22 protein-coding genes and 1 pseudogene are annotated in these 22,921 nt (G+C 41.8%); 9 read left to right on the top strand and 14 right to left on the bottom strand.

The genetic code is table 11. The features are described 5' to 3' along the window. Nucleotides 1–129 precede the first annotated feature (129 nt). Both EAE89_RS15910 and EAE89_RS15905 read left to right on the top strand, forming a co-directional pair. Nucleotides 130–483 (top strand): MFS transporter, encoded by a 354-nt coding sequence (locus tag EAE89_RS15910; RefSeq protein WP_214086218.1) that lies wholly within the window; start codon nt 130–132, stop codon nt 481–483. Beyond that, nucleotides 470–1,570: a phenylacetate--CoA ligase family protein gene (locus EAE89_RS15905; RefSeq protein WP_054478648.1), complete on the top strand. Its 1,101-nt coding sequence runs from the start codon at nt 470–472 to the stop codon at nt 1,568–1,570. The genes EAE89_RS15910 and EAE89_RS15905 overlap by 14 nt, the downstream gene beginning before the upstream one ends. Before the next feature lie 121 nt (nt 1,571–1,691). Here EAE89_RS15905 and EAE89_RS24420 read toward each other — a convergent pair. Then, nucleotides 1,692–1,858 (bottom strand): annotated as a pseudogene (locus EAE89_RS24420) (formate dehydrogenase subunit beta); the annotation flags it as partial. A gap of 17 nt (nt 1,859–1,875) precedes the next feature. After that, a complete protein-coding gene (gene fdnG / locus EAE89_RS15900) occupies nt 1,876–4,923 on the bottom strand; it encodes a formate dehydrogenase-N subunit alpha (protein WP_214086217.1) in 3,048 nt (1,015 codons plus the stop codon). 178 nt (nt 4,924–5,101) lie between these two features. Between fdnG and fdhD the strand changes: the two genes are divergently transcribed. Continuing rightward, nucleotides 5,102–5,932 carry a formate dehydrogenase accessory sulfurtransferase FdhD gene (gene fdhD / locus EAE89_RS15895; protein ID WP_214086216.1) on the top strand — a complete coding sequence of 277 codons (831 nt, stop codon included), beginning with the start codon at nt 5,102–5,104 and terminating at the stop codon, nt 5,930–5,932. Here the strand turns inward: fdhD and EAE89_RS15890 are convergent. Beyond that, on the bottom strand, nt 5,929–6,111 hold the full coding sequence (locus EAE89_RS15890) for a hypothetical protein (RefSeq protein ID WP_214086215.1): 183 nt from the start codon (nt 6,109–6,111) through the stop codon (nt 5,929–5,931). The genes fdhD and EAE89_RS15890 overlap by 4 nt on opposite strands. A gap of 270 nt (nt 6,112–6,381) precedes the next feature. Between EAE89_RS15890 and EAE89_RS15885 the strand changes: the two genes are divergently transcribed. Then, on the top strand, nt 6,382–6,900 hold the full coding sequence (locus tag EAE89_RS15885; protein ID WP_214086214.1) for a hypothetical protein: 519 nt from the start codon (nt 6,382–6,384) through the stop codon (nt 6,898–6,900). A gap of 90 nt (nt 6,901–6,990) precedes the next feature. On the opposite strand, the gene EAE89_RS15880 is transcribed toward EAE89_RS15885, so the two are convergent. The 7 genes from EAE89_RS15880 to rpmH all read right to left on the bottom strand — a co-directional run bounded on the left by EAE89_RS15880 (nt 6,991) and on the right by rpmH (nt 12,562). Next, on the bottom strand, nt 6,991–8,310 hold the full coding sequence (locus EAE89_RS15880) for a type II toxin-antitoxin system HipA family toxin (protein WP_054478638.1): 1,320 nt from the start codon (nt 8,308–8,310) through the stop codon (nt 6,991–6,993). Then, nucleotides 8,310–8,591: a helix-turn-helix domain-containing protein gene (locus EAE89_RS15875; protein ID WP_054478636.1), complete on the bottom strand. Its 282-nt coding sequence runs from the start codon at nt 8,589–8,591 to the stop codon at nt 8,310–8,312. The genes EAE89_RS15880 and EAE89_RS15875 overlap by 1 nt, the downstream gene beginning before the upstream one ends. 106 nt (nt 8,592–8,697) lie before the next feature. Then, the gene (gene mnmE, locus EAE89_RS15870) at nt 8,698–10,062 is read right to left on the bottom strand and encodes a tRNA uridine-5-carboxymethylaminomethyl(34) synthesis GTPase MnmE (protein WP_214086213.1); all 1,365 of its coding nucleotides are present in this window, start codon (nt 10,060–10,062) and stop codon (nt 8,698–8,700) included. Between the two features lie 116 nt (nt 10,063–10,178). Further along, nucleotides 10,179–11,819 (bottom strand): membrane protein insertase YidC, encoded by a 1,641-nt coding sequence (gene yidC / locus EAE89_RS15865; RefSeq protein WP_054478632.1) that lies wholly within the window; start codon nt 11,817–11,819, stop codon nt 10,179–10,181. Between the two features lie 2 nt (nt 11,820–11,821). Further along, on the bottom strand, nt 11,822–12,082 hold the full coding sequence (yidD, locus tag EAE89_RS15860; protein ID WP_214086212.1) for a membrane protein insertion efficiency factor YidD: 261 nt from the start codon (nt 12,080–12,082) through the stop codon (nt 11,822–11,824). Then, nucleotides 12,046–12,405, bottom strand: coding sequence for a ribonuclease P protein component (gene rnpA / locus EAE89_RS15855; RefSeq protein ID WP_072161867.1), 360 nt, complete (start codon nt 12,403–12,405; stop codon nt 12,046–12,048). Before rnpA ends, yidD begins: the two co-directional genes overlap by 37 nt. 16 nt (nt 12,406–12,421) lie before the next feature. Then, the gene (rpmH, locus tag EAE89_RS15850) at nt 12,422–12,562 is read right to left on the bottom strand and encodes a 50S ribosomal protein L34 (RefSeq protein WP_054478628.1); all 141 of its coding nucleotides are present in this window, start codon (nt 12,560–12,562) and stop codon (nt 12,422–12,424) included. Nucleotides 12,563–13,258: 696 nt separating this feature from the next. Between rpmH and dnaA the strand changes: the two genes are divergently transcribed. The 5 genes from dnaA to EAE89_RS15825 all read left to right on the top strand — a co-directional run bounded on the left by dnaA (nt 13,259) and on the right by EAE89_RS15825 (nt 19,919). After that, entirely contained in the window at nt 13,259–14,647 is a 1,389-nt protein-coding gene (dnaA, locus tag EAE89_RS15845; protein WP_214086211.1) for a chromosomal replication initiator protein DnaA, read from the top strand. A 4-nt stretch (nt 14,648–14,651) separates the two neighbouring features. Then, nucleotides 14,652–15,752 (top strand): DNA polymerase III subunit beta, encoded by a 1,101-nt coding sequence (gene dnaN, locus EAE89_RS15840; RefSeq protein WP_214086210.1) that lies wholly within the window; start codon nt 14,652–14,654, stop codon nt 15,750–15,752. A 21-nt stretch (nt 15,753–15,773) separates the two neighbouring features. Next, nucleotides 15,774–16,865: a DNA replication/repair protein RecF gene (gene recF, locus EAE89_RS15835; RefSeq protein WP_214086209.1), complete on the top strand. Its 1,092-nt coding sequence runs from the start codon at nt 15,774–15,776 to the stop codon at nt 16,863–16,865. Between the two features lie 19 nt (nt 16,866–16,884). Then, nucleotides 16,885–19,299: a DNA topoisomerase (ATP-hydrolyzing) subunit B gene (gyrB, locus tag EAE89_RS15830; protein WP_214086208.1), complete on the top strand. Its 2,415-nt coding sequence runs from the start codon at nt 16,885–16,887 to the stop codon at nt 19,297–19,299. A gap of 140 nt (nt 19,300–19,439) precedes the next feature. Then, on the top strand, nt 19,440–19,919 hold the full coding sequence (locus EAE89_RS15825; RefSeq protein WP_054478620.1) for an Hcp family type VI secretion system effector: 480 nt from the start codon (nt 19,440–19,442) through the stop codon (nt 19,917–19,919). A gap of 40 nt (nt 19,920–19,959) precedes the next feature. Here EAE89_RS15825 and EAE89_RS15820 read toward each other — a convergent pair whose 3' ends face one another. The 4 genes from EAE89_RS15820 to asd all read right to left on the bottom strand — a co-directional run bounded on the left by EAE89_RS15820 (nt 19,960) and on the right by asd (nt 22,750). Then, nucleotides 19,960–20,277: a hypothetical protein gene (locus EAE89_RS15820; protein WP_054478618.1), complete on the bottom strand. Its 318-nt coding sequence runs from the start codon at nt 20,275–20,277 to the stop codon at nt 19,960–19,962. 130 nt (nt 20,278–20,407) lie between these two features. Continuing rightward, on the bottom strand, nt 20,408–20,722 hold the full coding sequence (locus EAE89_RS15815) for a hypothetical protein (RefSeq protein ID WP_054478616.1): 315 nt from the start codon (nt 20,720–20,722) through the stop codon (nt 20,408–20,410). Beyond that, nucleotides 20,722–21,477 (bottom strand): DUF4225 domain-containing protein, encoded by a 756-nt coding sequence (locus EAE89_RS15810; protein WP_072161866.1) that lies wholly within the window; start codon nt 21,475–21,477, stop codon nt 20,722–20,724. The genes EAE89_RS15815 and EAE89_RS15810 overlap by 1 nt, the downstream gene beginning before the upstream one ends. Nucleotides 21,478–21,643: 166 nt before the next feature. Continuing rightward, complete coding sequence (asd, locus tag EAE89_RS15805; protein ID WP_214086219.1) at nt 21,644–22,750, bottom strand: aspartate-semialdehyde dehydrogenase; 1,107 nt, start codon at nt 22,748–22,750, stop codon at nt 21,644–21,646. Nucleotides 22,751–22,921: the final 171 nt, after the last annotated feature.

The raw sequence follows: 22,921 nt of genomic DNA, 5'->3' as shown, positions 1-22,921 counted from the left end.
TGGTAAACCGATTAAATAATCGCCCCAGAAAAACACGGGGAGGGAAAACACCGAATGAATTATTTAAAGGAATACGAACATGTTTACTTCCGGATTAACGATGTTGCACTTATTATGTGAATCCAAGACATGTTATTATTACTATCTTTAGTTTCAGCGACATATTTTTCTGGAGGTATAGCCATAGCAATAATAGCACTAGTCGCATATAGTATTTTTGAGGCTATAATAATCCCTGAAATTTATTCAACTTCATCAAATATAGTCAATAAAGAGAAATCTAGTATAGCATTCAGCTTGCTATTAGTTATGGCAAATCTTGGAGAGGCTGTTGGATCAACATCAATCGGATTTCTTGTTGATCTTTTTGATTATCGCTCCGGTTATTTAATTAATCTATTTATACTTTTATTTTCTTTATTATCTGTTGTAACTTTAATTATTAGCAAAAAGTTAGGAGTGAAATATAATGTTATCAACTGATGGTGGTATATATTTTTCAACCGGTGGTACAACGTCTAAAGGAAAGAATGTTTTTCATTCCTGGTCGCAATTCAATTTCGTTAATCAAATTGCTGCGATGAAAATGAAACCTTATTTTGATAAATTAGGGATTAAAAAAGTCGCCAATTGTTTAACATCAGGTAACCTATGGGGCGGTTTCTTATTTGGTCATGAAATATGTCGATATAATAATCTGTCTTCTTTCCCATTCTGTTCCCATGTCGATCATGACACCTTACTCAATTACATTAGTGAATATGACATAGATACGTTATTTTGTCTTCCTAGCTTTGCCTCTAAATTATATTTTGAATGTAATGATAATCGTTTATTTAAGATAAAAAATATATTTTATCTTGGTGAGAAATTCAGTGAGTATAATAGAAATAAGATAAAACTGAAAGTACCCGATATTACAATAATTCCTTTAGCATATACGACTCAAGAAACAGGTGTGATAGGATATCAATGTTCACATTGTAACGATGACAACTATCATTTATTTGAACACATCGATGTTGACCTAAATTCTGGCTCTAAAGAAATCTTAGTATCAGTAAACTATCCAGACGGAAAAAAAGTCGATAAACATAATACAGGAGATATAGGTGAACTATCTAAACTTATCTGTCAATGTGGATTCTCAGGAACCAATATAATATTAAAAGGTAGAAATAACCACTCCTCAGTAATATTAGGAACAACAATATCTATAGATGAATTCATCGAATGTATTTCTTCATCCTTAAAAAACTCTTATTCTGTAGACCCAGACAGTTTACAAATTATTAGCTTAGAAAACGCAAATGGCACCATTTCTGTTTTTGTTATTATATTGTTAGAGTTATTTCATATGGTAGATAATTGGAATAAGCGTTTACACAATTCTACATTAATAAGTGAAATAATTAATGATTCTGCATCATTCACAGTGATTGGATGCAGTTATAAAGATTTCTTACTCACAAAAATATCAGAAAAGAAAAAGCATTTTCATATAACTAACAATGATAGTCAGCTTACAAAACTAAAATCTGAAAATACTTTTATAGAATTGAAAAAATAATTTAAATAAAAAATTTAAATATTATGAGCTAATTTCCTCTATTATTCACTCAGGCAGGATATGCCCCTGCCTTAGAAAACCGCCTGTGAAGTGAATAGTGACGTCATGCTGTCAGCGGCAAAAAACCCGACACGGTCAAATCAGCCGAGTTATCATAAACACCAACGTTACAACCGATACACGTTGTTACATCAATCAGCTTCGCAACTTCTTGTTAGTCATCCGCACCCATGGCGCAGGAGTTAAGGAGTGGGTGGCAGAGCGACGAATGATGTCTTGAGTTTGAATGACATAATTTTTCCCCCTTACACCTTTTCCACATTAACCAAGAACGCTTTGAATTCAGGCGTTTGTGTGTTTGCATCACCAACAAATGGTGTCAACGTATTGGCAATAAAGCCTTTTTTCGCTGCCCCTTCAAATCCCCAATGAATTGGAATACCAATAGTATCCACTTCACGGCCCTGTACATTCAGGGTTCGAATACGCTTGGTGACAACCGCTTTCGCTTTGATGTAGCCACGGTTAGAACTCACTTTGACGGTATCACCGTGTTTGATGCCCTTTTTCTCTGCCAGTTTTTCACCAATTTCCACAAACTGTTCAGGCTGGATAATCGAGTTCAATAATGCATGTTTCGTCCAATAGTGAAAATGTTCTGTCAGGCGGTAAGTCGTTCCTACATAGGGGAATTTATCTGGTTTACCCATGGCCTCAAAATCGCTTTTGAACACCCGGGCAGCCGGGTTAGAAACCACGTTCGGATGCAACGGATTAGTGCCTAACGGCGTTTCAAAGGGTTCGTAATGTTCAGGGAACGGCCCTTCCGCCATTTTATCAATAGCAAACAAACGCCCCATACCTTCCGGTTGCATGATAAACGGACCAACTTCTGTTTCCGGGGCAGCCACACTGTAATCAGGAATATCAATACCTCCCCACTTAGCACCATTCCACGCCAGTAACTGGCGTTTCGGGTCCCATGGTTTACCCTGTGGATTAGCCGAGGCGCGGTTATACAAAATACGACGATTTAGCGGCCAGGCCCACGCCCAACCCAGCGTATTACCCAAGCCTGACGGGTCAGAGTTATCACGACGAGCCATCTGATTACCTTCTGGCGTCCAGCTTCCGGCAAAGATCCAACAACCACTAGCCGTCGTACCGTCATCACGTAACTGCGCAAAAGAGGTCAACTGCTGGCCTTGCTTCACAATGACGTTGCCATCAGCATCAATTAGATCAACCAATGCCCGGCCATTGCTCTCCTGAGCCACCTCTTCCGATGTAGGACTATCCGGGTTGAAGTAATCCCAGGTCATATTCAGTACCTGCTCAGGTAATGCGCCCCCTTCGGCAAGGTACATATCGCGCATACGCTTGAAGATACCAGAAAGAATTTCCGCATCACCGATAGCTTCTCCCGGAGCATCAGCACCTTTCCAGTGCCATTGCAACCAGCGACCAGAGTTAACAATCGAGCCACTTTCTTCCGCAAAACAGCAACACGGCAGACGGAAAACTTCTGTTTGAATTTTGGCTGAATCAACTTCATTAAATTCACCGTGGTTCTGCCAGAAAGTTGACGTTTCAGTATTAAGCGGATCAATAGTGATCAAAAATTTCAGCTTCGACAGTGCATCAACCACTTTGTTTTTATCCGGGAATGAAGCAACCGGATTAAAGCCCTGACAGATATAGCCATTCACCTCACCTTTCGACATCATTTCGAAAAATTGCAGGACGTCATAACTTTTATCCCACTTAGGCAACCAGTCAAAACCCCAGTCATTATCTTTACGAGCATTGTCACCGTAGAAACTCTTCATCAGACTGACAAAGAATTTCGGATAATTACCCCAGTAGTTAACCTGACCCGGCAACATAGGTTTTGGTGTATTTGCCTGCAAATAAGTTTGCAGATCAGCTTGTTTTTCTGATGGCAACGTCAGGTATCCCGGCAAGCTCTGTGACAATAGCCCCAAATCAGTCAATCCCTGAATATTCGAGTGACCACGCAATGCGTTAACTCCGCCACCAGCCATCCCCATGTTACCTAGCAGAAGCTGGATCATGGCCATACTACGGATGTTCTGTGCACCAACCGAGTGCTGAGTCCAACCCAGTGCGTATAGGAAGGAAGCGGTCCGGTCCTTAACGCAAGTCTCGGCAATATATTCACAGACTTTCAGGAAATCATCTTTTGGCGTGCCACAAATATTACTAACGACGTCGGGCGTATAACGACTAACGTGCTCTTTCAACAGATTCCATACACAACGTGGATGACTCAGTGTGATATCACGTTGAGCAAAGCCGTTTTCATCCAGTGCATAATTCCAACTGGTTTTGTCGTATTGACGTTTTTCGGCATCATAACCGCTGAATAAACCATCATCGAACGAGTAATCTTCACGCACGATAAGACTAGCGTTGGTATATGCTTCAACATATTCGCGATTAATCTTTTCATTGGTTAGTAGGTATAAAATCACACCTAACAGGAAAGCAATATCAGTACCAGAACGGATCGGGGTATAGAAATCCGCCACAGATGCCGTACGGGTAAAGCGTGGATCGATCACGATTAACTTAGCGTTATTATGAATTTTCGCTTCCATTGCCCAGCGGAACCCCACAGGATGCGCTTCAGCAGCATTTCCCCCCATAACGACGATCAGATTCGCGTTCTTAATATCAACCCAGTGGTTGGTCATCGCACCGCGACCAAATGTTGGAGCAAGACTTGCTACCGTTGGTCCGTGTCAGACACGCGCTTGATTATCTACGGCAAGCATGCCGAGGGCGCGACTAAATTTCTGGGTTAAATAGCCGGTTTCATTACTGGAAGCAGATGCGCACAACATACCCGTCGTCAGCCAACGATTGACCGTAACACCATCTTGATTAGTTTTAATGAAATTAGCGTCACGGTCTGCTTTCATTAACTTAGCAATGCGATCAAATGCCTCATCCCAAGAGATACGTTGCCATTTGTCAGAACCCGCAGCACGATATTTCGGATATTTCAGGCGACTTTCGCTGTGGATAAAATCAACCAAACCAGCCCCTTTCGGGCAAAGTGCGCCTCGATTTACCGGATGATCAGGATCGCCTTCAATATGGAAAATACTTTCTTTCGCATTTTTTGCGCCATCGCCAAGGCTGTACATCAACAACCCACAACCGACAGAACAGTACGTACAGGTATTCCGGGTTTCACGCGCACGCAATAGTTTATAATTACGTGTTTGTGCAAGAGCTACGGTTGGAGCAAAACCCAACGCCGCTACCGTCGTACCTGCCATACCGCCAGCGCAGATCTTAAAGAACTGCCTTCTGCTGACTTGCATGGGGATCTCCTCACTCACATTGTTTTAAACATACGCCCATTCCTTCACGGGAAAAATCTTGAATGTGTCTTCTTTTATTAACCACTTTCCATAGCGTGATCAGATTCATGACCTGATAAATAGTATAGACTCTTTTTCTATTATTATTATGTAGCAATACTATTAGGTCATTCGTCTAATGCATAACACAAGATCAGAGAAATTGTTACAACTTTATGTAATTGAGGGCATAAAACAAACAAATGTGCAACAAAAGCATCACCTCAATATATCAAAAGCGGATTGGGTAGCAGAAGAAGTTCCTGTTGCTTTAGTCTACAACGGCATCTCTCATGTCGTGATGATGGCCAGCCCTAAAGATCTCGAATATTTCGCTATTGGGTTTTCACTTTCTGAAGGCATTATTGAATCTCAACAAGAAATTCGTGGTATTGACACTATTGTCAATTGTCATGGCGGAATTGAATTGCAAATAGAGCTTTCCAGCCGTCGTTTTGCTAGTTTGAAAGAGCGCAGACGCAATATGGCTGGACGGACGGGCTGCGGGATCTGTGGTACAGAGCAACTTTCTGATATTTTCCGCCCGATTACGCCACTACCTTTCACTCAAACTTTTTCATTAAGCCATCTCGACCATGCTCTTTCCCAATTAACCAATATCCAGAATATTGGTGTACTGACCGGATGTACCCATGTAGCAAGTTGGATCAACCCAAAAGGTGAGTTATTGGGTGGCTGTGAGGATGTGGGCCGTCACGTCGCGTTGGATAAGATACTGGGAATGAAAGCCAAAACAGACTGGCAGCAAGGTGCCATTTTAGTATCCAGCCGCGCCAGCTATGAAATGGTACAAAAATCTGCCATCTGTGGCGCTGAGATTCTATTTGCTGTTTCAGCAGCAACTTCATTGGCAGTGGAAGTCGCTGAACGATGTAATCTGACACTGGTCGGTTTCTGCAAACCCGGCAGAGCAACGGTTTATACTCATCCTGAACGGTTAATAGATTAATCATTCAGGCTGTAAAACATCCATAAATTGGGTTCAATGTAATAACCTGTTTGCTGTTGTACATCCACTAGCAATGGCACTAAACCACCAGGAATAACGTACTGCCCACTTTGTGGGAATTTCATTTCTGTCCACTCCTGCCATTTATCAAGCGTGGCATCTATATACATTGAACGCATAGCATAACCCTCGCACCAAGCCGCCAATGCGCTCGTATCTATGGCTAATAGCTGAAATTATATTTTAACAATAAATTGTTTATATTCTTTTATTCCTCTCTGGTTACTTACACAAGTTATTTAACCAAATGACTTAACGTTCAATTTTATAATACATAAATTATTCTATTTTACTAAAAGAACAAAAATGAACATCTATCAACACAATTTAATTGATTTTCTTAGCTAGATGACCGATCATAATCATCACATTAAGACAATGATAATTATATGAAATTTATATTTTTAACAGATATTCACGGAATTTCAGAACACGTAAAAATAATTGCACAACATTTAGGTCGTGATGTGTCATTCATTTCTGCCTACGAAAAAGAGAATGAAATTCCAAATAATAAAAACGAAGTATACCAATATTTTCATAGTGTGTCCTCAATAGAAAAATACACATGCAAAGTGAGGGATACTCTTACATATATCAATTCTCCTGTGATATTGGTTGGATTCAGTATCGGCGCGACAGTAGCCTGGAGACTTTCTAATGACAGAGATTTACCCGTTCAGCATTTTATTTGCATCTTTGGTTCACGTATCCGCGATTACCTGGATGTGCAATCAGTAAAATCGACATCGTTGTTTTTTTCCAACGATGAAAAATACTTTATCGACAAGATAAAATGCTCTGACAAAATAACCGTAGAATTGGTAGATTGCGCCCACTCAGAAATATCAAAACCCAATGGTTGTAATATTGCTACTGGGTTAATAAACAAAGCATTGGGGCGTTGATGTTCCCTTATCCCCCAGAGTGATATTCTTTGGGGGATAACTATTTCCGGGCTTCATCATCCACAGTAGACAATATTGATGACAAGAATGTTAATCCCATCCAATTACCAGACGTTTAGCTCTGGCGTACAATCCTCCCAATATCGAGTCACTGATATGGGCAGGGAAATCTACAGGCAACTGGCTTTTGACATTAATGATAACTGTATCAACAGTCTCAGCATACTCAATAAGAATTCTTGCCATAGCATCCTTATCAAACCCAACAACTTTGGCTGTTTGAAAGAAATGTCTTGGAAAGATCTGCTCTATCTTGTACTTCTTACCTTTTGTCCCCGTTAGCCCCATTGCCAATTTGGCATCTCTGGGATGAAGCCCCCTGCCTCCGAATACAGGATACATGGAAAGGATGTCATAAAAAGGCGTTAGCCGATAATACCCCTCAGCCTCGATAAACAGTGAAAAGTTTTTTGCATGGCCGTCTGTTGCGGCCAACAACCAAAACAACACCTGGGCCTTCATAAACTCATAACGGTCAAATTGAGCATTAACCGAGCCCAAGAGATAGGACATGATCTCGGTAATCCCTGAACCACCATGACTCTCATATTTTTTCGCTGAAGGCACGTTCAAGGTTTGACAAAAGTCTTCCTGAGGCAGCCGCATGATCCAGCTGTTGTCAGATGAATACTTGCGATCAAATCGTTCTACTGCCAGTGCTTTTATTCCCCCCACTTTCATCATGAAACAGTGAGGAACAGACAGCCCAAACTCCCTCGCAATCAACATGCATAGATATTCATTTTCCACACTGTCAGACATATCAATGGAGTATGAATGACTCTCAATTTTGCCGATGGGAAGTTTAATGATGTGTGTTGTCGGCGTGGTATTTAACGGTAAACACCAATGTCCATCAATATCTAAAAGCGCTGTTTTTTCCTGTGCGCCGGCAATGGATATACGAAAATCTTCCTCGTCTTTGATCATCCCCAATGGCGCATCATCCTGATAGCCAGTCAGCACTTTCTCCAGTTCCGCCTCAGATAAGGGCTTATATTCAATCTTCTTGATATCATTGACGAGAGTGCCTTGTTGTACCAGTTGCAAAGCTCCAACACTGTCTTGACCCACTTTAGCCAATAGATCAAAAGGTTGTGTTGATTCTGCATTGTGCCTGGCAACGATTCGTCTTCTGACTTCTAGATTATCCGGCAGCAAATTATCGAAAAAGTTATATACCTCGTCACCTTGGTAAGCCTGATAGCGCAGCGGCATAGACAGTGAAATAGGACGGCTGCCTGGTAACTTGAGCCAGACTTCATCATATTTGAAGTGATGGGCGCCGGTATTGGTTTTAGTGAATACTCCAACTTGGTAACCGTTCATGTAGACATCCAGCGCTGCCATTACCACTCCTCTTTCCACACTTGGTCTGACACTGTGCGATCATCTTCCAATGATGAATTTATTTCAGTAGAGTTTCTTGGCCGGATATCGAGTTCTAAATTCAACGCTGACAGAATTTTAAAGAAGGTCTCCAACTTGGTAGAATCCGGGTGCTGCTCAAAGCTTGATACCGTGTCCTGCCGAATACCCACTTCCCTTGCCACTTTACCTTGGGAAAGCTTTTTAGTGAGCCTGACATCTTTTAAATATGCGCTGAGCTGTTTCGAGTTAGTCACTTTCATATTGCGGTCAACCAATTTGAGCAATTAACCTCATTGTTACACGCTATAGAAGGTAAATCAAATTTTACACGCTAAAACCGTTAAAGTTAAATATGATTTTACCCATTCACTTCCCAATACAAAAACTCGAAAAAATCCTTCCAAGCAAATCATCAGAAGTGAATTCACCCGTGATTTCACTCAATGTTTGTTGTGCCAAACGCAGCTCTTCTGCCAACAACTCCCCTGAGCGGGCAACCACCAGCTGTTCATGACCTTGTTGTAAATGCTCTGCTGCGGCATTTAATGCCTGTAAATGACGACGACGAGCCAGGAAACCACCTTCCGTATTGCTGTTGAAACCCATAGTTTCCTTTAGATGATCGCGTAGCAAATCGATTCCTTCACCACTACGAGCAGAAAGACGAATTAGCGAGTAACCACTTACTTGAGTAATAGTCGTTTCTTCATTGGTCATATCCGTTTTATTTCGGACAACAGTGATAGGAAGTGATGCCGGTAAACGAGCCATAAATTCAGGCCAGATTTCTACAGGCTCAATCGCATCAGTTGTCGTACTGTCTACCATAAACAGTACACGATCAGCCTGTTCAATTTCCTGCCATGCACGTTCAATACCAATACGTTCCACTTCATCACAAGCTTCACGCAAACCCGCAGTATCAATGATATGCAATGGCATGCCATCAATATGGATATGTTCACGCAACACATCACGGGTTGTACCCGCAATATCGGTAACAATCGCCGCTTCACGACCTGCTAGTGCATTAAGCAGACTCGATTTCCCAGCATTAGGTCGGCCCGCGATAACAACTTTCATTCCTTCACGTAAAAGGCTGCCTTGACGAGCCTGAGAACGCACACGCTCAAGTTCAGCAATGACGTTATCCAGACTGGCTTCAATTTTCCCATCAGAAAGAAAGTCGATCTCTTCATCAGGAAAATCAATCGCAGCTTCTACATAGATTCTCAAGTGAGTAAGTGCTTCCACCATCTGATGAACTTGGGTAGAAAAAGCACCCTGCAAGGAATTCATCGCTGAACGGGCAGCCTGCTCCGAACTGGCATCAATCAAGTCAGCAATGGCTTCCGCCTGAGCCAAATCCAGTTTGTCATTAAGAAAAGCACGTTCAGAAAACTCACCAGGATTAGCAATGCGTACACCAGGCAGAGTCAGAATGCGTTTCAACAGTAAATCAAGAATAATCGGTCCACCGTGCCCCTGAAGCTCCAGTACATCTTCTCCAGTAAAGGAATTAGGCCCCGGAAAGTAAATCGCAATTCCCTGATCGAGTATCCGATTATCTACATCACGAAATGGCAGATAATCTGCATAACGGGGCTTGGGTAACTTACCTAATACCACCTCCGCCACTTGTGCTGCTTTCGGGCCAGAAACACGTAAGATGCCAACACCACCCCGTCCTGGTGGGGTAGCCTGAGCGACTATCGTATCGGTGGTATTCATGGCTATCTCCCTTTGACTTTTTAGCTCAACGTTTACTTTTAACTCAAATAGTTAAGGCGGCCAATGACCGCCTTTTATATTACAACTACCAGAATGAATACTGGTTGAAGCTATTTTTATTTCGCCGGTTTCTTTTCGCGACTGTGCAGACCACGTTTTTCCAACCCACGATAAATCAGCTGCTGCTGAATAATTGTCACCAAGTTACTGACGATATAGTACAGAACCAGACCTGACGGGAACCACAAGAAGAAGATGGTGAACATGACAGGCATGTAGGTCATAATCTTCTGCTGCATCGGATCAGTGATGGTCGTCGGAGACATTTTCTGGATGACGAACATCGTCACACCCATCAACAATGGCAGGATGTAATAAGGATCTTGTGCAGACAAGTCATTGATCCAACCAGCGAATGGCGCATGACGCAATTCAACAGAACCCATCAACATGTAATACAGCGCAAGGAAGATTGGCATCTGGATCAACAGAGGCAAGCAACCTCCTAGCGGGTTCACTTTCTCTGCTTTATACAGCGCCATCATTTCCTGACTCATACGCTGTTTATCATCACCAATACGCTCACGCATAGCCGCTAACTTAGGCTGCAACAGACGCATTTTCGCCATTGAGGTGTACTGCGCCTTGGTCAACGGGTACATGATACCACGCACGATAAAGGTAATAACGATAATGGAGAAGCCCCAGTTACCAATAAAACCATGCAAGAATTTCAGTAGCTTAAATAATGGCTGAGAGATAAACCATAACCAACCATAATCCACAGATAGATCCAGATGAGGCGCTACTGCGGCCATTTCATCTTGAATTTCCGGGCCAATCCACAGTGTAGACGAGATCGTTTTTTCACTATTAGCCGCAACAGAAATTGGCGCACTCTTATAACCAATCGCAGCCATCTCTTTACCTAATGCCGTAGTATAGAAGGTGCTGGTTTCATTAGCCGCAGGAACCCATGCCGTAGCAAAATATTGCTGCAACATTGCAACCCAACCGCCTTTAGTGGTTACAGATAAAGGTTCACTTTCAATATCGCTGAAACTGTGTTTTTTATATTTGTTATCATCTGAAGAATAAGCCGCGCCACGATAAGTATGCAGTGCAAAGTTACTGCTACCCGTATCACGGTGTTTTGGCAGTTCAACATTCTGTTTCAATTGACCAAAGAAGGTCATTTGTAATGGCTTTTCTGTCGTATTGTGAATGCGATAATCCACACTAACCGCATATTCACCCCGTTTCAGGACAAATGTTTTAACATAAACAACGCCATCTTTAGCGACGAAATTCATCGGGATACGTAATTCATCCTGCTCTTTAGACAATACATAGCTATCCTGTGCTGTGGTATACAGCGGGCGCTCACTATTCGTCGGGTTATCCGGGCCATCTTTACCGGTCAACCCACTTTGCGCCTGATAAGTGAAAGCAGGTGTTGTCTCCAGCAATTTAAATGGCTGGTCTGAACCCAAGGTATCAGGGTAGGCTAATAAATCAGCCTCTTCGATATCACCACCACGAGTATTGATGGTCAAAGAGAGCACATCAGTTTTAACCGTGATCAGTTTACCTTTCCCACTGCCTGGCACTGCCTGATTCTCACCACTCGGCATATCCGTTTGTTGCGTGGCCTGTACTGTAGTTGGTTGCGGATTTTTATCTGCTTCCCATGCTTGCCAGACCAAGAAAGAAACGAACAGCAAAGCGATGAGAAGAAGATTGCGTTGCGAATCCATCGTTAGTGTTCTCTATTATCGTTGTTTTTTTTAGGTGGGACGGGATCATCACCACCTTCGTGTAAAGGGTGGCATTTTAATATGCGTTTCACTGTTAACCAACCGCCTTTTATCATTCCAAACCTGCTCAATGCGTCAATGCCATACTGAGAACATGTAGGATTAAAACGACAACGGGGTCCCAGCAGCGGGCTTATCACCAACTGATATCCACGGATTAATCCGATCAGGAGGCGCGAACCAAGCGACAGTGACGACGCCATAATTTACCCAAAGCTTCCGTTAATTCACGGTTATCAAGTTCAGAAACCCCTTTCCTAACCAATACCACAAAATCCATAGGAGGCAGACTATGTTGGTTCAAACGGAAACTTTCACGGGCCAACCGTTTAATTCGGTTACGCTCATGAGCACGTTTAACATTTTTCTTGGCTATGGTAAGACCGATGCGGGGATGCCCCAGCTCATTAAGGCGACCAAGGATAGTAATCTCTGGTGAACTTGCCCGTTGGGGTTGCTGGAAAACATAAGTGAAATGCTTGGGAGTTAACAAGCGTAACTCCCTCGGAAAAGCGAGCGTAACCACTAGATGGTTAGCTTTATTACTTAGAAACGGTCAGACGAGCACGGCCTTTTGCACGACGGCGAGCCAGAACCTGACGACCATTTTTAGTGGCCATACGAGAGCGGAAGCCGTGAGAACGGTTACGCTTCAGTACGGACGGTTGGAAAGTGCGTTTCATAGCGATTTCTACCTAACTTAAAATTATTACTGATTCAGTAAACGCGTTAGCAGCCAGTGAGAAGTGACACTGACGCCTCAATCGCAACATCAATATAAAAGAAGCGGGATTGTAATAAAATGTACAGCTCTGAGTCAATTAAACATGACACAAGCCGACCGGCTTTTCTACTGAGTTGAATGTTTACCGACAACCTGCCAATGCTTACACAGGAACCTCTCACCAACCACTACCGGCAAAAAACTCTGGCAATGCACGCAAGGTCCAGTATTATACGGACTGCTCAGTAAAGCGCAATGATCACCACCTGATCTTCATTCTCTGTTATGATCCTCAGTTCAATTTTGTCTTAAATATCGATTTATCATCGATCCTTATTTGAGATATGCAATGACCATATTTAAAGCGCCTTCACAACCCTTTATTTCACAGGTAATTTTCCCCTGTGGATAAAAAGCGCTTAAACTGTGTAAAAGAATGAAGATCTGTAGCGCCTTTTGCGCTATGATCCCGCGTCATGATCCAGATCTTATCTACGGATCATTGGGGAGCGATAACATTAAAAATCGCCACAAGCATGACAATTAATCCTTCCTTGCCCTGAAGGAATCGTTGTTTTGAACCCAATACAATATAATGAGCTAACCACTCCGATTTTTTTAATTGTTAATTGGCCTTGTTTTAGGGGAGTCCGCCGTGTCACTTTCGCTTTGGCAGCAATGTCTTGCCCGATTGCAGGATGAATTACCTGCCACAGAATTCAGTATGTGGATACGCCCCCTTCAGGCAGAGCTAAGCGGTAACACTCTGGCACTTTATGCTCCTAACCGGTTTGTTTTGGACTGGGTCAGAGAAAAGTATATCAACAATATTAATGGATTGTTGAATGACTTCTGTGGAGCAGAAGTACCGTTATTACGTTTCGAAGTTGGCAATAAACCTGTTTCACAAAACGACAACCCACCACAAAGGGTTGTTGCTCATGCACCAGTTACACCTGCACCACAGAACACATCAGTACGTCCCAGTTGGGATAATACTGCGGTACAACCAGAGCTATCTTATCGCTCTAACGTTAATCCAAAATATACTTTTGATAACTTTGTTGAAGGTAAATCCAACCAGCTTGCCCGCGCTGCCGCAAGACAGGTAGCAGATAACCCGGGTGGCGCTTATAACCCACTGTTTCTTTATGGTGGTACTGGCTTGGGTAAAACCCACCTGTTACATGCTGTAGGTAACAGTATTATGGCACGTAAGGCAAATGCCAAAGTGGTTTATATGCATTCTGAACGTTTTGTCCAAGATATGGTCAAAGCATTACAAAACAATGCAATAGAAGACTTCAAACGCTATTACCGCTCTGTCGATGCATTGCTGATCGATGATATTCAGTTTTTTGCCAATAAAGAACGTTCTCAGGAAGAGTTCTTTCATACATTCAATGCATTACTAGAAGGTAATCAACAGATTATTCTGACATCAGATCGCTATCCAAAAGAGATAAATGGAGTAGAAGATCGGTTAAAATCCCGTTTTGGCTGGGGTTTAACCGTCGCAATTGAACCACCGGAATTGGAAACTCGTGTCGCTATTTTGATGAAAAAAGCCGACGAAAACGAAATTCAGTTACCAGGAGAAGTTGCTTTCTTTATCGCCAAACGCCTGCGTTCTAATGTCCGTGAACTCGAAGGTGCATTAAACCGGGTAATAGCCAATGCCAATTTTACCGGTCGAGCGATTACTATTGATTTTGTACGTGAAGCATTACGTGACTTGTTAGCACTACAGGAAAAACTGGTGACTATTGATAATATTCAGAAAACAGTCGCTGAATATTATAAGATCAAGGTAGCCGATTTACTTTCCAAACGGCGTTCTCGCTCCGTTGCCCGTCCAAGGCAAATGGCAATGGCGCTGGCAAAAGAGTTAACCAATCACAGCTTGCCTGAAATCGGGGATGCCTTTGGTGGACGTGACCATACAACTGTGCTGCATGCTTGTCGTAAAATAGAACAACTGCGCGAAGAAAGTCACGACATCAAAGAGGATTTTTCTAACTTAATCAGAACATTGTCTTCCTAGCGCTATGAAATTTATCATTGAACGTGAGCAATTACTAAAACCACTGCAACAGGTCAGTAGCCCCTTGGGTGGGCGCCCTACTCTGCCCATTCTTGGTAATTTATTACTACAGGTAACAGAAAGTTCTCTATTGTTAACCGGTACAGATTTAGAAATGGAAATGATGGCACGTGTCACGCTTTCATTACCACACGAAAAAGGTGCAACCACTGTACCGGCACGTAAGTTCTTTGATATCTGGCGCGGTTTGCCGGATGGTGCCGAAATCAGTGTGGAACTGGATGGTGATCGTCTATTAGTGCGTTCTGGTCGCAGCCGTTTCTCACTTTCCACATTGCCTGCGGCTGATTTTCCAAATCTTGATGACTGGCAAAGTGAAGTTGAATTCTCACTGCCACAAGCCACACTGAAACGTCTTATTGAATCAACGCAGTTCTCTATGGCTCATCAGGATGTCCGCTATTACCTCAACGGTATGTTGTTTGAAACCGAGGGTGAAGAATTGCGTACAGTGGCAACGGATGGTCACCGTCTGGCAGTCTGTTCTATGGGAATCGGTCAAAATCTGCCCTCCCATTCGGTAATCGTGCCACGTAAAGGCGTTATTGAGCTGATGAGACTACTGGATGGCGGCGATACTCCGCTACAGTTACAAATCGGCAGTAACAATATTCGTGCTCATGTTGGTGATTTTATTTTCACCTCTAAACTGGTGGATGGGCGTTTCCCTGATTATCGCCGCGTATTACCGAAGAACCCAGATAAAACCCTGGAAGCGAGTTGTGATATGTTGAAACAAGCTTTTTCACGCGCTGCCATTCTTTCTAATGAGAAATTCCGGGGGGTTCGCCTCTATTTCAGTAAAAACCAACTGAAAATCACAGCAAATAACCCTGAACAAGAAGAAGCTGAAGAAATTGTAGATGTTAGTTATCAGGGTACTGAAATGGAAATAGGTTTTAACGTCAGTTATGTTCTGGATGTACTCAACACATTAAGATGTGAAGAGGTTCGTTTACTGCTGACCGATGCTATTTCCAGTGTTCAGATAGAAGACTGTGCCAGTCACAATGCGGCTTATGTCGTGATGCCTATGCGCCTGTAACAGGATCTACATTTCAGGTATATGACTCTTACGCGTTTACTTATCCGCGATTTTCGTAATATCGCAGATACAGATTTGCCTCTAGCCCCCGGATTTAATTTTCTGGTTGGGCCTAATGGCAGCGGCAAAACCAGTGTACTGGAAGCGATTTATACGCTGGGTCATGGACGCTCTTTTCGTAGCATTCAGGCAGGGCGAGTAATCCGCCATGACTGTGATGAATTTATTCTACATGGACGACTAGGACAACCAGAGAATGAACGAGAATTGTCTATCGGCCTGAGTAAAAACCGTAATGGCGATAGCAAAGTCAGAATTGACGGCAGTGATGGCGGTAAAATTGCAGAACTAGCCAAAATGCTACCTATGCAGCTTATTACCCCGGAAGGATTTACCCTGTTAAATGGCGGACCAAAGTACCGTAGAGCCTTTATTGACTGGGGTTGTTTTCACAATGAACCACGCTTTTTTTCTGCATGGGTAAACCTGAAACGATTACTTAAACAACGCAATGCAGCTCTACGACAAGTCACCCATTACAGCCAGATACGGCCTTGGGATCAGGAATTGGCACCACTGGCAAACCAGATAAACCAGTGGCGTACTGAGTATGTTACACACATTACTCAAGGTATTGTTGATACCTGTAAACAGTTTTTACCCGAATTTATATTGCGCTTCTCTTTCCAGCAGGGATGGGACAAAGAGAGTGATTATGCTGAATTACTGGAACGCCAATTTGAGCGTGACAGAACATTAACCTACACGGCTTCCGGCCCGCATAAGGCTGATTTGCGCATCCGTGCGGAAGGAACGCCAGTAGAAGATATGCTATCCCGCGGTCAATTAAAATTATTGATGTGCGCACTGCGGTTAGCACAGGGTGAATATTTCACCCGACAGAGCGGACAACAATGTCTGTATCTGCTTGATGATTTTGCCTCCGAACTGGATGCCGGCCGCCGTCAGTTGCTGGCCGAGCGTCTAAAATCCACGCAAGCTCAGGTATTTGTCAGTGCGATAAATCCCGGCCAGGTAACAGACATGCTTGATGGAAATAGCAGGATGTTTCGCGTGGAAAATGGCAAAATAAAGATTCAACCACAGGATTAAAAATGAGCGAGAAACGTTGATGTCGAATACATATGACTCCTCAAGTATCAAGGTATTAAAAGGGCTGGATGCGGTTCGTAAACGTCCGGGCATGTATATCGGCGATACAGACGATGGTACCGGCTTACACCACATGGTCTTCGAGGTTGTCGACAACGCTATCGACGAAGCCCTCGCAGGCCACTGTAGTGAAGTTATCGTCACGATCCATGCTGATAACTCAGTCTCCGTACAGGATGATGGCCGCGGTATTCCTACCGGCATACACGAAGAAGAAGGTGTTTCAGCAGCCGAAGTTATTATGACCGTGCTGCATGCGGGGGGTAAATTCGATGATAACTCTTATAAAGTCTCCGGCGGTCTGCACGGTGTAGGAGTTTCCGTTGTTAACGCCTTATCTGAAAAGCTGGAACTAATTATCCGCCGTGACGGTAAAGTTCATGAACAGACTTATCACCTTGGTGTGCCACAAAGCCCACTGAAAGTTGTCGGTGAAACAGAACAGACCGGTACTCGTGTCCGCTTCTGGCCAAGTATGGATACTTTCCGTGACAACACTGAATTCCAGCACGACATTCTGGCTAAACGCCTGCGTGAACTCTCCTTCCTGAATTCCGGTGTATCCATCCGCCTCATTGATAAGCGCACGAATACTGAAGATCACTTCCATTATGAAGGTGGAATTAAAGCGTTTGTTGAATTTTTAAATAAAAACAAAACGCCAATCCATCCAAACGTTTTCTATTTCTCGACAGAAAAAGATGGCATCGGTGTTGAAATTTCAATGCAATGGAACGATGGCTTCCAGGAAAATATTTACTGCTTTACCAATAATATTCCACAGCGCGATGGTGGTACTCACTTAGTTGGTTTCCGTACTGCGATGACTCGTACCCTTAATAGCTACATGGATAAAGAGGGGTACAACAAGAAATCTAAAGTCAGCGCTACGGGTGATGATGCCCGTGAAGGTTTAGTCGCCGTCATTTCCGTTAAAGTACCTGATCCAAAATTCTCTTCTCAGACTAAAGACAAACTGGTCTCTTCCGAAGTGAAAACCGCAGTTGAAACACTGATGAATGAGAAGCTAGTGGAATACCTGCTGGAAAATCCAAATGATGCCAAAACGGTTGTCAGTAAAATTATTGATGCTGCTCGTGCTCGTGAAGCAGCCCGTAAAGCACGAGAAATGACACGCCGCAAAGGGGCTCTTGATCTGGCCGGCTTACCAGGCAAACTAGCTGATTGTCAGGAACGTGACCCGGCATTGTCCGAACTCTACTTAGTGGAAGGGGACTCAGCGGGCGGTTCTGCAAAACAAGGGCGTAACCGCAAAAATCAGGCAATCTTGCCATTGAAAGGTAAAATCCTAAACGTTGAAAAAGCGCGTTTCGATAAAATGCTCTCTTCTCAGGAAGTCGCAACACTGATCACTGCATTGGGTTGTGGTATTGGCCGTGACGAATACAACCCGGATAAGCTACGTTATCACAGTATCATTATAATGACAGATGCAGACGTCGACGGTTCTCATATCCGTACTCTATTGTTAACTTTCTTCTATCGTCAAATGCCAGAAATCATTGAACGTGGTCATGTATTTATTGCTCAACCACCTTTGTATAAAGTGAAAAAAGGCAAACAGGAACAGTACATTAAAGATGATGAAGCTATGGACGAGTACCAACTGTCTATTGCTTTGGATGGCTCATCCCTTTACACCAGCGATCACACACCAGCCTTGAAAGGGGAACCGTTGGAAAAACTGGTGACAGAATTTAATGGTATCAAGAAAATCATTAAACGTATGGAGCGTCTATATCCAGCAAGTTTACTGCACAACCTCATTTATCATCCAAGGCTGACTGAAGCAGCATTAGCTGATGAAACAAAAGTTCAGGAATGGATTGAAACGCTGGTAACTCGCTTGAATGACCGGGAACAAAACGGCAGCAGTTATAGCTATCAACTCCATGAAAATCGTGAGCGCCAAATGTTTGAACCCGTTCTGCGTGTTCGTACACATGGTGTCGATACTGATTACCCACTGGATTTCGACTTTATCCACGGTGGTGAGTACCATCGTATCACTCAATTAGGTGATAAACTCAGCAATTTGATCGAAGAAAACGCCTATATTGAGCGTGGTGAACGCCGCCAACCGGTTTCTGACTTTGAGCAAGCTCTGAACTGGCTGACTAAAGAGTCACGTCGCGGCCTGTCTATACAGCGCTATAAAGGTCTGGGAGAAATGAACCCTGAGCAGTTATGGGAAACCACCATGAACCCAGAAACCCGCCGAATGATGCGCGTGACAGTAAAAGATGCGATTGCCACTGATCAACTGTTTACAACCCTGATGGGTGACGCCGTTGAACCTCGCCGGGCATTTATTGAAGAGAATGCGCTGAAAGCAGCCAATATTGATATCTAACTGATATTATTAAAAATTCAAAAAGCGCCCATATTGATTCTCTATTGGGCGCTTTTTTTATCTGTTATTTATAACCAATAAAGTGTAATTTACTTAATGTTTCTATAAAACATCACTTAAATATAATCTGAGGGTATAATATGGCTGACATGATTTACATGACAATAAAGGGAAAAAAACAGGGATTAATATCGGCTGGATGTTCTTCTGTTGATTCTATTGGTAATAAATATCAAGCAAACCACTTTGATCAGATATTAGTTTATAGCTTAAGCCATGCGATAACACGGGCTCAAAATGTCGACCATCAACCCATTATTATCCAAAAACCTATCGACAAATCATCACCATTACTCGGTGTTGCTATTTCTGAGAATGAGTCTCTTGAATGCTCTATTGATTTTTACCGAACTAATTCAAATGGTGCTCAAGAACGTTATTACAATATAAAGATCACTGGCGCCACAATCACTGAAATAAGTGTCTTACATCCACATTCTTTGAATCATAATGAGCTTCCACCACAGGAAAGTATTTCGTTAAAATATACAAACATTACCTGGAATCACCTTATCGCAGGTACTGGCGGTTATAGTATTTGGGATGATAGGATTTATTAAAAGAGCAAAACAAGGCGTTTTAACCTCACGCCTTGTTTCATTAACGAACTTTTCTCGGTAGGACCAAAGCATATAAAACAGAGAATATCATACTTCCTATTTTAATCTCTTCACTATTTAAATTAATGAATTTCGATATAAAATCATGGTGCTCATTAAGACCAACAACAAATAGCTGTATATAACCAAATATAATTATTAAAATAGAAACAAAAACAGACAAAATATAATTACGTTTTTTATCCACAATCTTTTTTATAAAATAAAATGAGATAAAAACAACTAAAGACATAATGTAATAAAGAGAAATATCCCACAAAGTGGGCTTAGTGGAAATTATAACATCAATATAATCCATATTCTTTCCTATATTAATCAACAAATACTCAACAAGCATATTATGGTTTTTTCAGTAATCAGATAGTTATTATAAGCTTATCCTATCCATTAACAAATTCATTTCACAATCATCTAATCTAAAACTAATTTCAATATTTTCTTGGTAACATGCAAGCATATAAAATAGAAAAAATCACACTACCCACCCTAATTACCTCACTATTTAAATTAATAAACATTGATATAATTTCATGATAACCACCATATTTAACAATAAACAATTGAATTGAGCCCAATATTACTATAATAAAAAACCCAAGAACAGAGAGAATATAACTTCTTCTTTTCTCTATGGTAATTTTCATAAAAAAAAGAAAAAATAAAAGCGTTAATGATAAAAGATAGTACAGAAAAATATCCTGCCAAGTAGATTGAGTGGAAATTGTAACATCGATATAATTCATTATTTATCCTCTTGTAACTGATAAATACTCAAAATTGTAGAACTATCAACGATACCTTCTGTAGTTAAGCTCACAGTTCCCATTTCTCTCCACCCTCTGATAAAATCATTATCTATATTTCTGAATAACTTCCATGACTTTTCTCTTGGCTTCAAGACTTCTCTAAAAGCGCCATAACCTGAAAGAGCCAAATCAACCGTTGCATAAGCAATATCTGCATCTTTATCACTTAAACCGATTTTATTAGCAATATATCTGTATCCTTCTCTGACACCACCATTAATATTTTCTCTGTACAATAGATAATATCCATTTTCAACAACATTATTGTACCCATGAGCCATTAATGGCGCACCGAATGAGGCACACGCTAACCCTAAAGAAGCTTTACAGACTGTATAACCTGCAAGAATTTGAGTACCACCACCAACAAACCCGATCTGTTTTAATATAAGATTAGTATAACTTGATTTCTCTTTTTCCCTTTCAATTATTGCATATTGCTTTACTCTGTTTGCTGTCAAATAGAAAACTTGTTCTTTTAAGTGATCTATTTCAAACTGAATAATCTCAATTGCACCATTTGAAGATAAACAGTGAATACGAACCTGACCTAATATATCCTCTACAAAAAGATTTATTTTTGAATTAAAATCCATTCTTATTTTACTATGAGTTAAATAGCGAAAAGATAAAGTTTTCGCCAACTCTCTTAATTCCCTTACCTTTAAATTCAGTAGGTTATCTTGCTTCATATCTCCCCCTATAAAACCGATTTTTTATTTTCAAACCAAAAAATCATTAACATAGCTTATATAACATAGCAAAAATAAACCAACAAAGAAACAATGAACAGAGCTATATAGAGAAATCCACCCGGATAACGAGTGGATTTTCACATAAATAGATAGATTAAAATTATTAAATCAAGATACGTAGCATACGACGCAGAGGCTCTGCTGCTCCCCACAGCAATTGGTCACCTACAGTAAAAGCAGATAAATACTCTGGGCCCATATTCAGCTTACGTAAACGCCCAACAGGAGTATTCAACGTTCCGGTTACGGCTGCCGGGGTTAATTCGCGCATGCTCAATTCGCGATCATTTGGAATAACACGAACCCAGTCATTATGCGCAGCCAGTAATTGCTCAATGTCAGGAATCGAAATATCTTTTTTCAATTTCAAAGTAAATGCCTGACTGTGACAACGCAAAGCACCAATACGGACACACAAACCATCAACGGTAATAAGATTTCTACCGGTATTGAGGATCTTGTTGGTTTCTGCCTGCCCTTTCCACTCTTCACGGCTTTGACCATTATCAAGTTGCTTATCAATCCATGGAATCAAACTACCTGCCAACGGCACACCAAATTGATAAGTTGGCATAACACCACTACGGGTAAAATCCGTTACTTTTCTTTCAATCTCCAAAATAGCCGATGCCGGATCTTGTAGTTCTTTTGTTACTTGAGCATGCAGAGATCCCATCTGAACCAAGAGTTCACGCATATGACGAGCGCCAGCACCAGAAGCTGCCTGATAAGTCGCAACAGAAGCCCATTCAATCAAATCATTAGCAAACAAACCGCCCAAAGACATCAACATCAGGCTAACGGTACAATTACCACCCACAAAAGTCTTTATACCTTTATTAAGACCTTCCTGAATATGAGCATGGTTAACCGGATCAAGAATAATGATAGAATCATCATTCATACGCAATGCTGAAGCTGCATCAATCCAATATCCCTGCCAACCTGTTGCTCTTAACTTTGGATAAATCTCATTAGTATAATCTCCCCCCTGACAACTAATAATAATATCCAAAACACCAAGGGCTTCGATATCGAAAGCATTCTGTAATGTACCTTGTTGACCCGTAAAATCAGGAGCCGGCTGTCCGTATTGTGATGTTGTAAAGAATACAGGGCGAATAACATCAAAATCCCGCTCTTCAATCATACGTTGCATTAATACTGAGCCGACCATACCGCGCCAGCCGATAAAACCCACATTTTTCATCATTATTGTCCTGCTTTGGTGAGTACTCTGATTACATTAAAGCTGACAAAATATGGCCGGGGACGCAAGTGAATTTATTCGCTATTCATAAGATATTTAGCAATATCTCTAGCAGCAAGATAGAGAATCGGGGGACACAATAAAAAGCCACCCATCGGTGGCAAACATTTA

Origin of the sequence: Photorhabdus heterorhabditis (assembly GCF_018448905.1) — a bacterium.
In the GTDB taxonomy this organism is placed as follows: domain Bacteria; phylum Pseudomonadota; class Gammaproteobacteria; order Enterobacterales; family Enterobacteriaceae; genus Photorhabdus; species Photorhabdus heterorhabditis.
This window is presented reverse-complemented; position numbering and strand designations above follow the sequence as displayed.

Bases quoted from the DNA above. Each gene is read 5' to 3' on its own strand.
- EAE89_RS15910 (WP_214086218.1), top strand. From the start codon at position 130: ATGTTATTATTACTATCTTTAGTTTCAGCGACATATTTTTCTGGAGGT.
- EAE89_RS15905 (WP_054478648.1), top strand. From the start codon at position 470: ATGTTATCAACTGATGGTGGTATATATTTTTCAACCGGTGGTACAACG.
- fdhD (WP_214086216.1), top strand. From the start codon at position 5,102: ATGCATAACACAAGATCAGAGAAATTGTTACAACTTTATGTAATTGAG.
- EAE89_RS15890 (WP_214086215.1), bottom strand. From the start codon at position 6,111: ATGCGTTCAATGTATATAGATGCCACGCTTGATAAATGGCAGGAGTGG.
- EAE89_RS15885 (WP_214086214.1), top strand. From the start codon at position 6,382: ATGAAATTTATATTTTTAACAGATATTCACGGAATTTCAGAACACGTA.
- EAE89_RS15880 (WP_054478638.1), bottom strand. From the start codon at position 8,310: ATGGCAGCGCTGGATGTCTACATGAACGGTTACCAAGTTGGAGTATTC.
- EAE89_RS15875 (WP_054478636.1), bottom strand. From the start codon at position 8,591: ATGAAAGTGACTAACTCGAAACAGCTCAGCGCATATTTAAAAGATGTC.
- mnmE (WP_214086213.1), bottom strand. From the start codon at position 10,062: ATGAATACCACCGATACGATAGTCGCTCAGGCTACCCCACCAGGACGG.
- yidC (WP_054478632.1), bottom strand. From the start codon at position 11,819: ATGGATTCGCAACGCAATCTTCTTCTCATCGCTTTGCTGTTCGTTTCT.
- yidD (WP_214086212.1), bottom strand. From the start codon at position 12,082: ATGGCGTCGTCACTGTCGCTTGGTTCGCGCCTCCTGATCGGATTAATC.
- rpmH (WP_054478628.1), bottom strand. From the start codon at position 12,562: ATGAAACGCACTTTCCAACCGTCCGTACTGAAGCGTAACCGTTCTCAC.
- dnaN (WP_214086210.1), top strand. From the start codon at position 14,652: ATGAAATTTATCATTGAACGTGAGCAATTACTAAAACCACTGCAACAG.
- recF (WP_214086209.1), top strand. From the start codon at position 15,774: ATGACTCTTACGCGTTTACTTATCCGCGATTTTCGTAATATCGCAGAT.
- gyrB (WP_214086208.1), top strand. From the start codon at position 16,885: ATGTCGAATACATATGACTCCTCAAGTATCAAGGTATTAAAAGGGCTG.
- EAE89_RS15825 (WP_054478620.1), top strand. From the start codon at position 19,440: ATGGCTGACATGATTTACATGACAATAAAGGGAAAAAAACAGGGATTA.
- EAE89_RS15820 (WP_054478618.1), bottom strand. From the start codon at position 20,277: ATGGATTATATTGATGTTATAATTTCCACTAAGCCCACTTTGTGGGAT.
- EAE89_RS15815 (WP_054478616.1), bottom strand. From the start codon at position 20,722: ATGAATTATATCGATGTTACAATTTCCACTCAATCTACTTGGCAGGAT.
- EAE89_RS15810 (WP_072161866.1), bottom strand. From the start codon at position 21,477: ATGAAGCAAGATAACCTACTGAATTTAAAGGTAAGGGAATTAAGAGAG.
- asd (WP_214086219.1), bottom strand. From the start codon at position 22,750: ATGAAAAATGTGGGTTTTATCGGCTGGCGCGGTATGGTCGGCTCAGTA.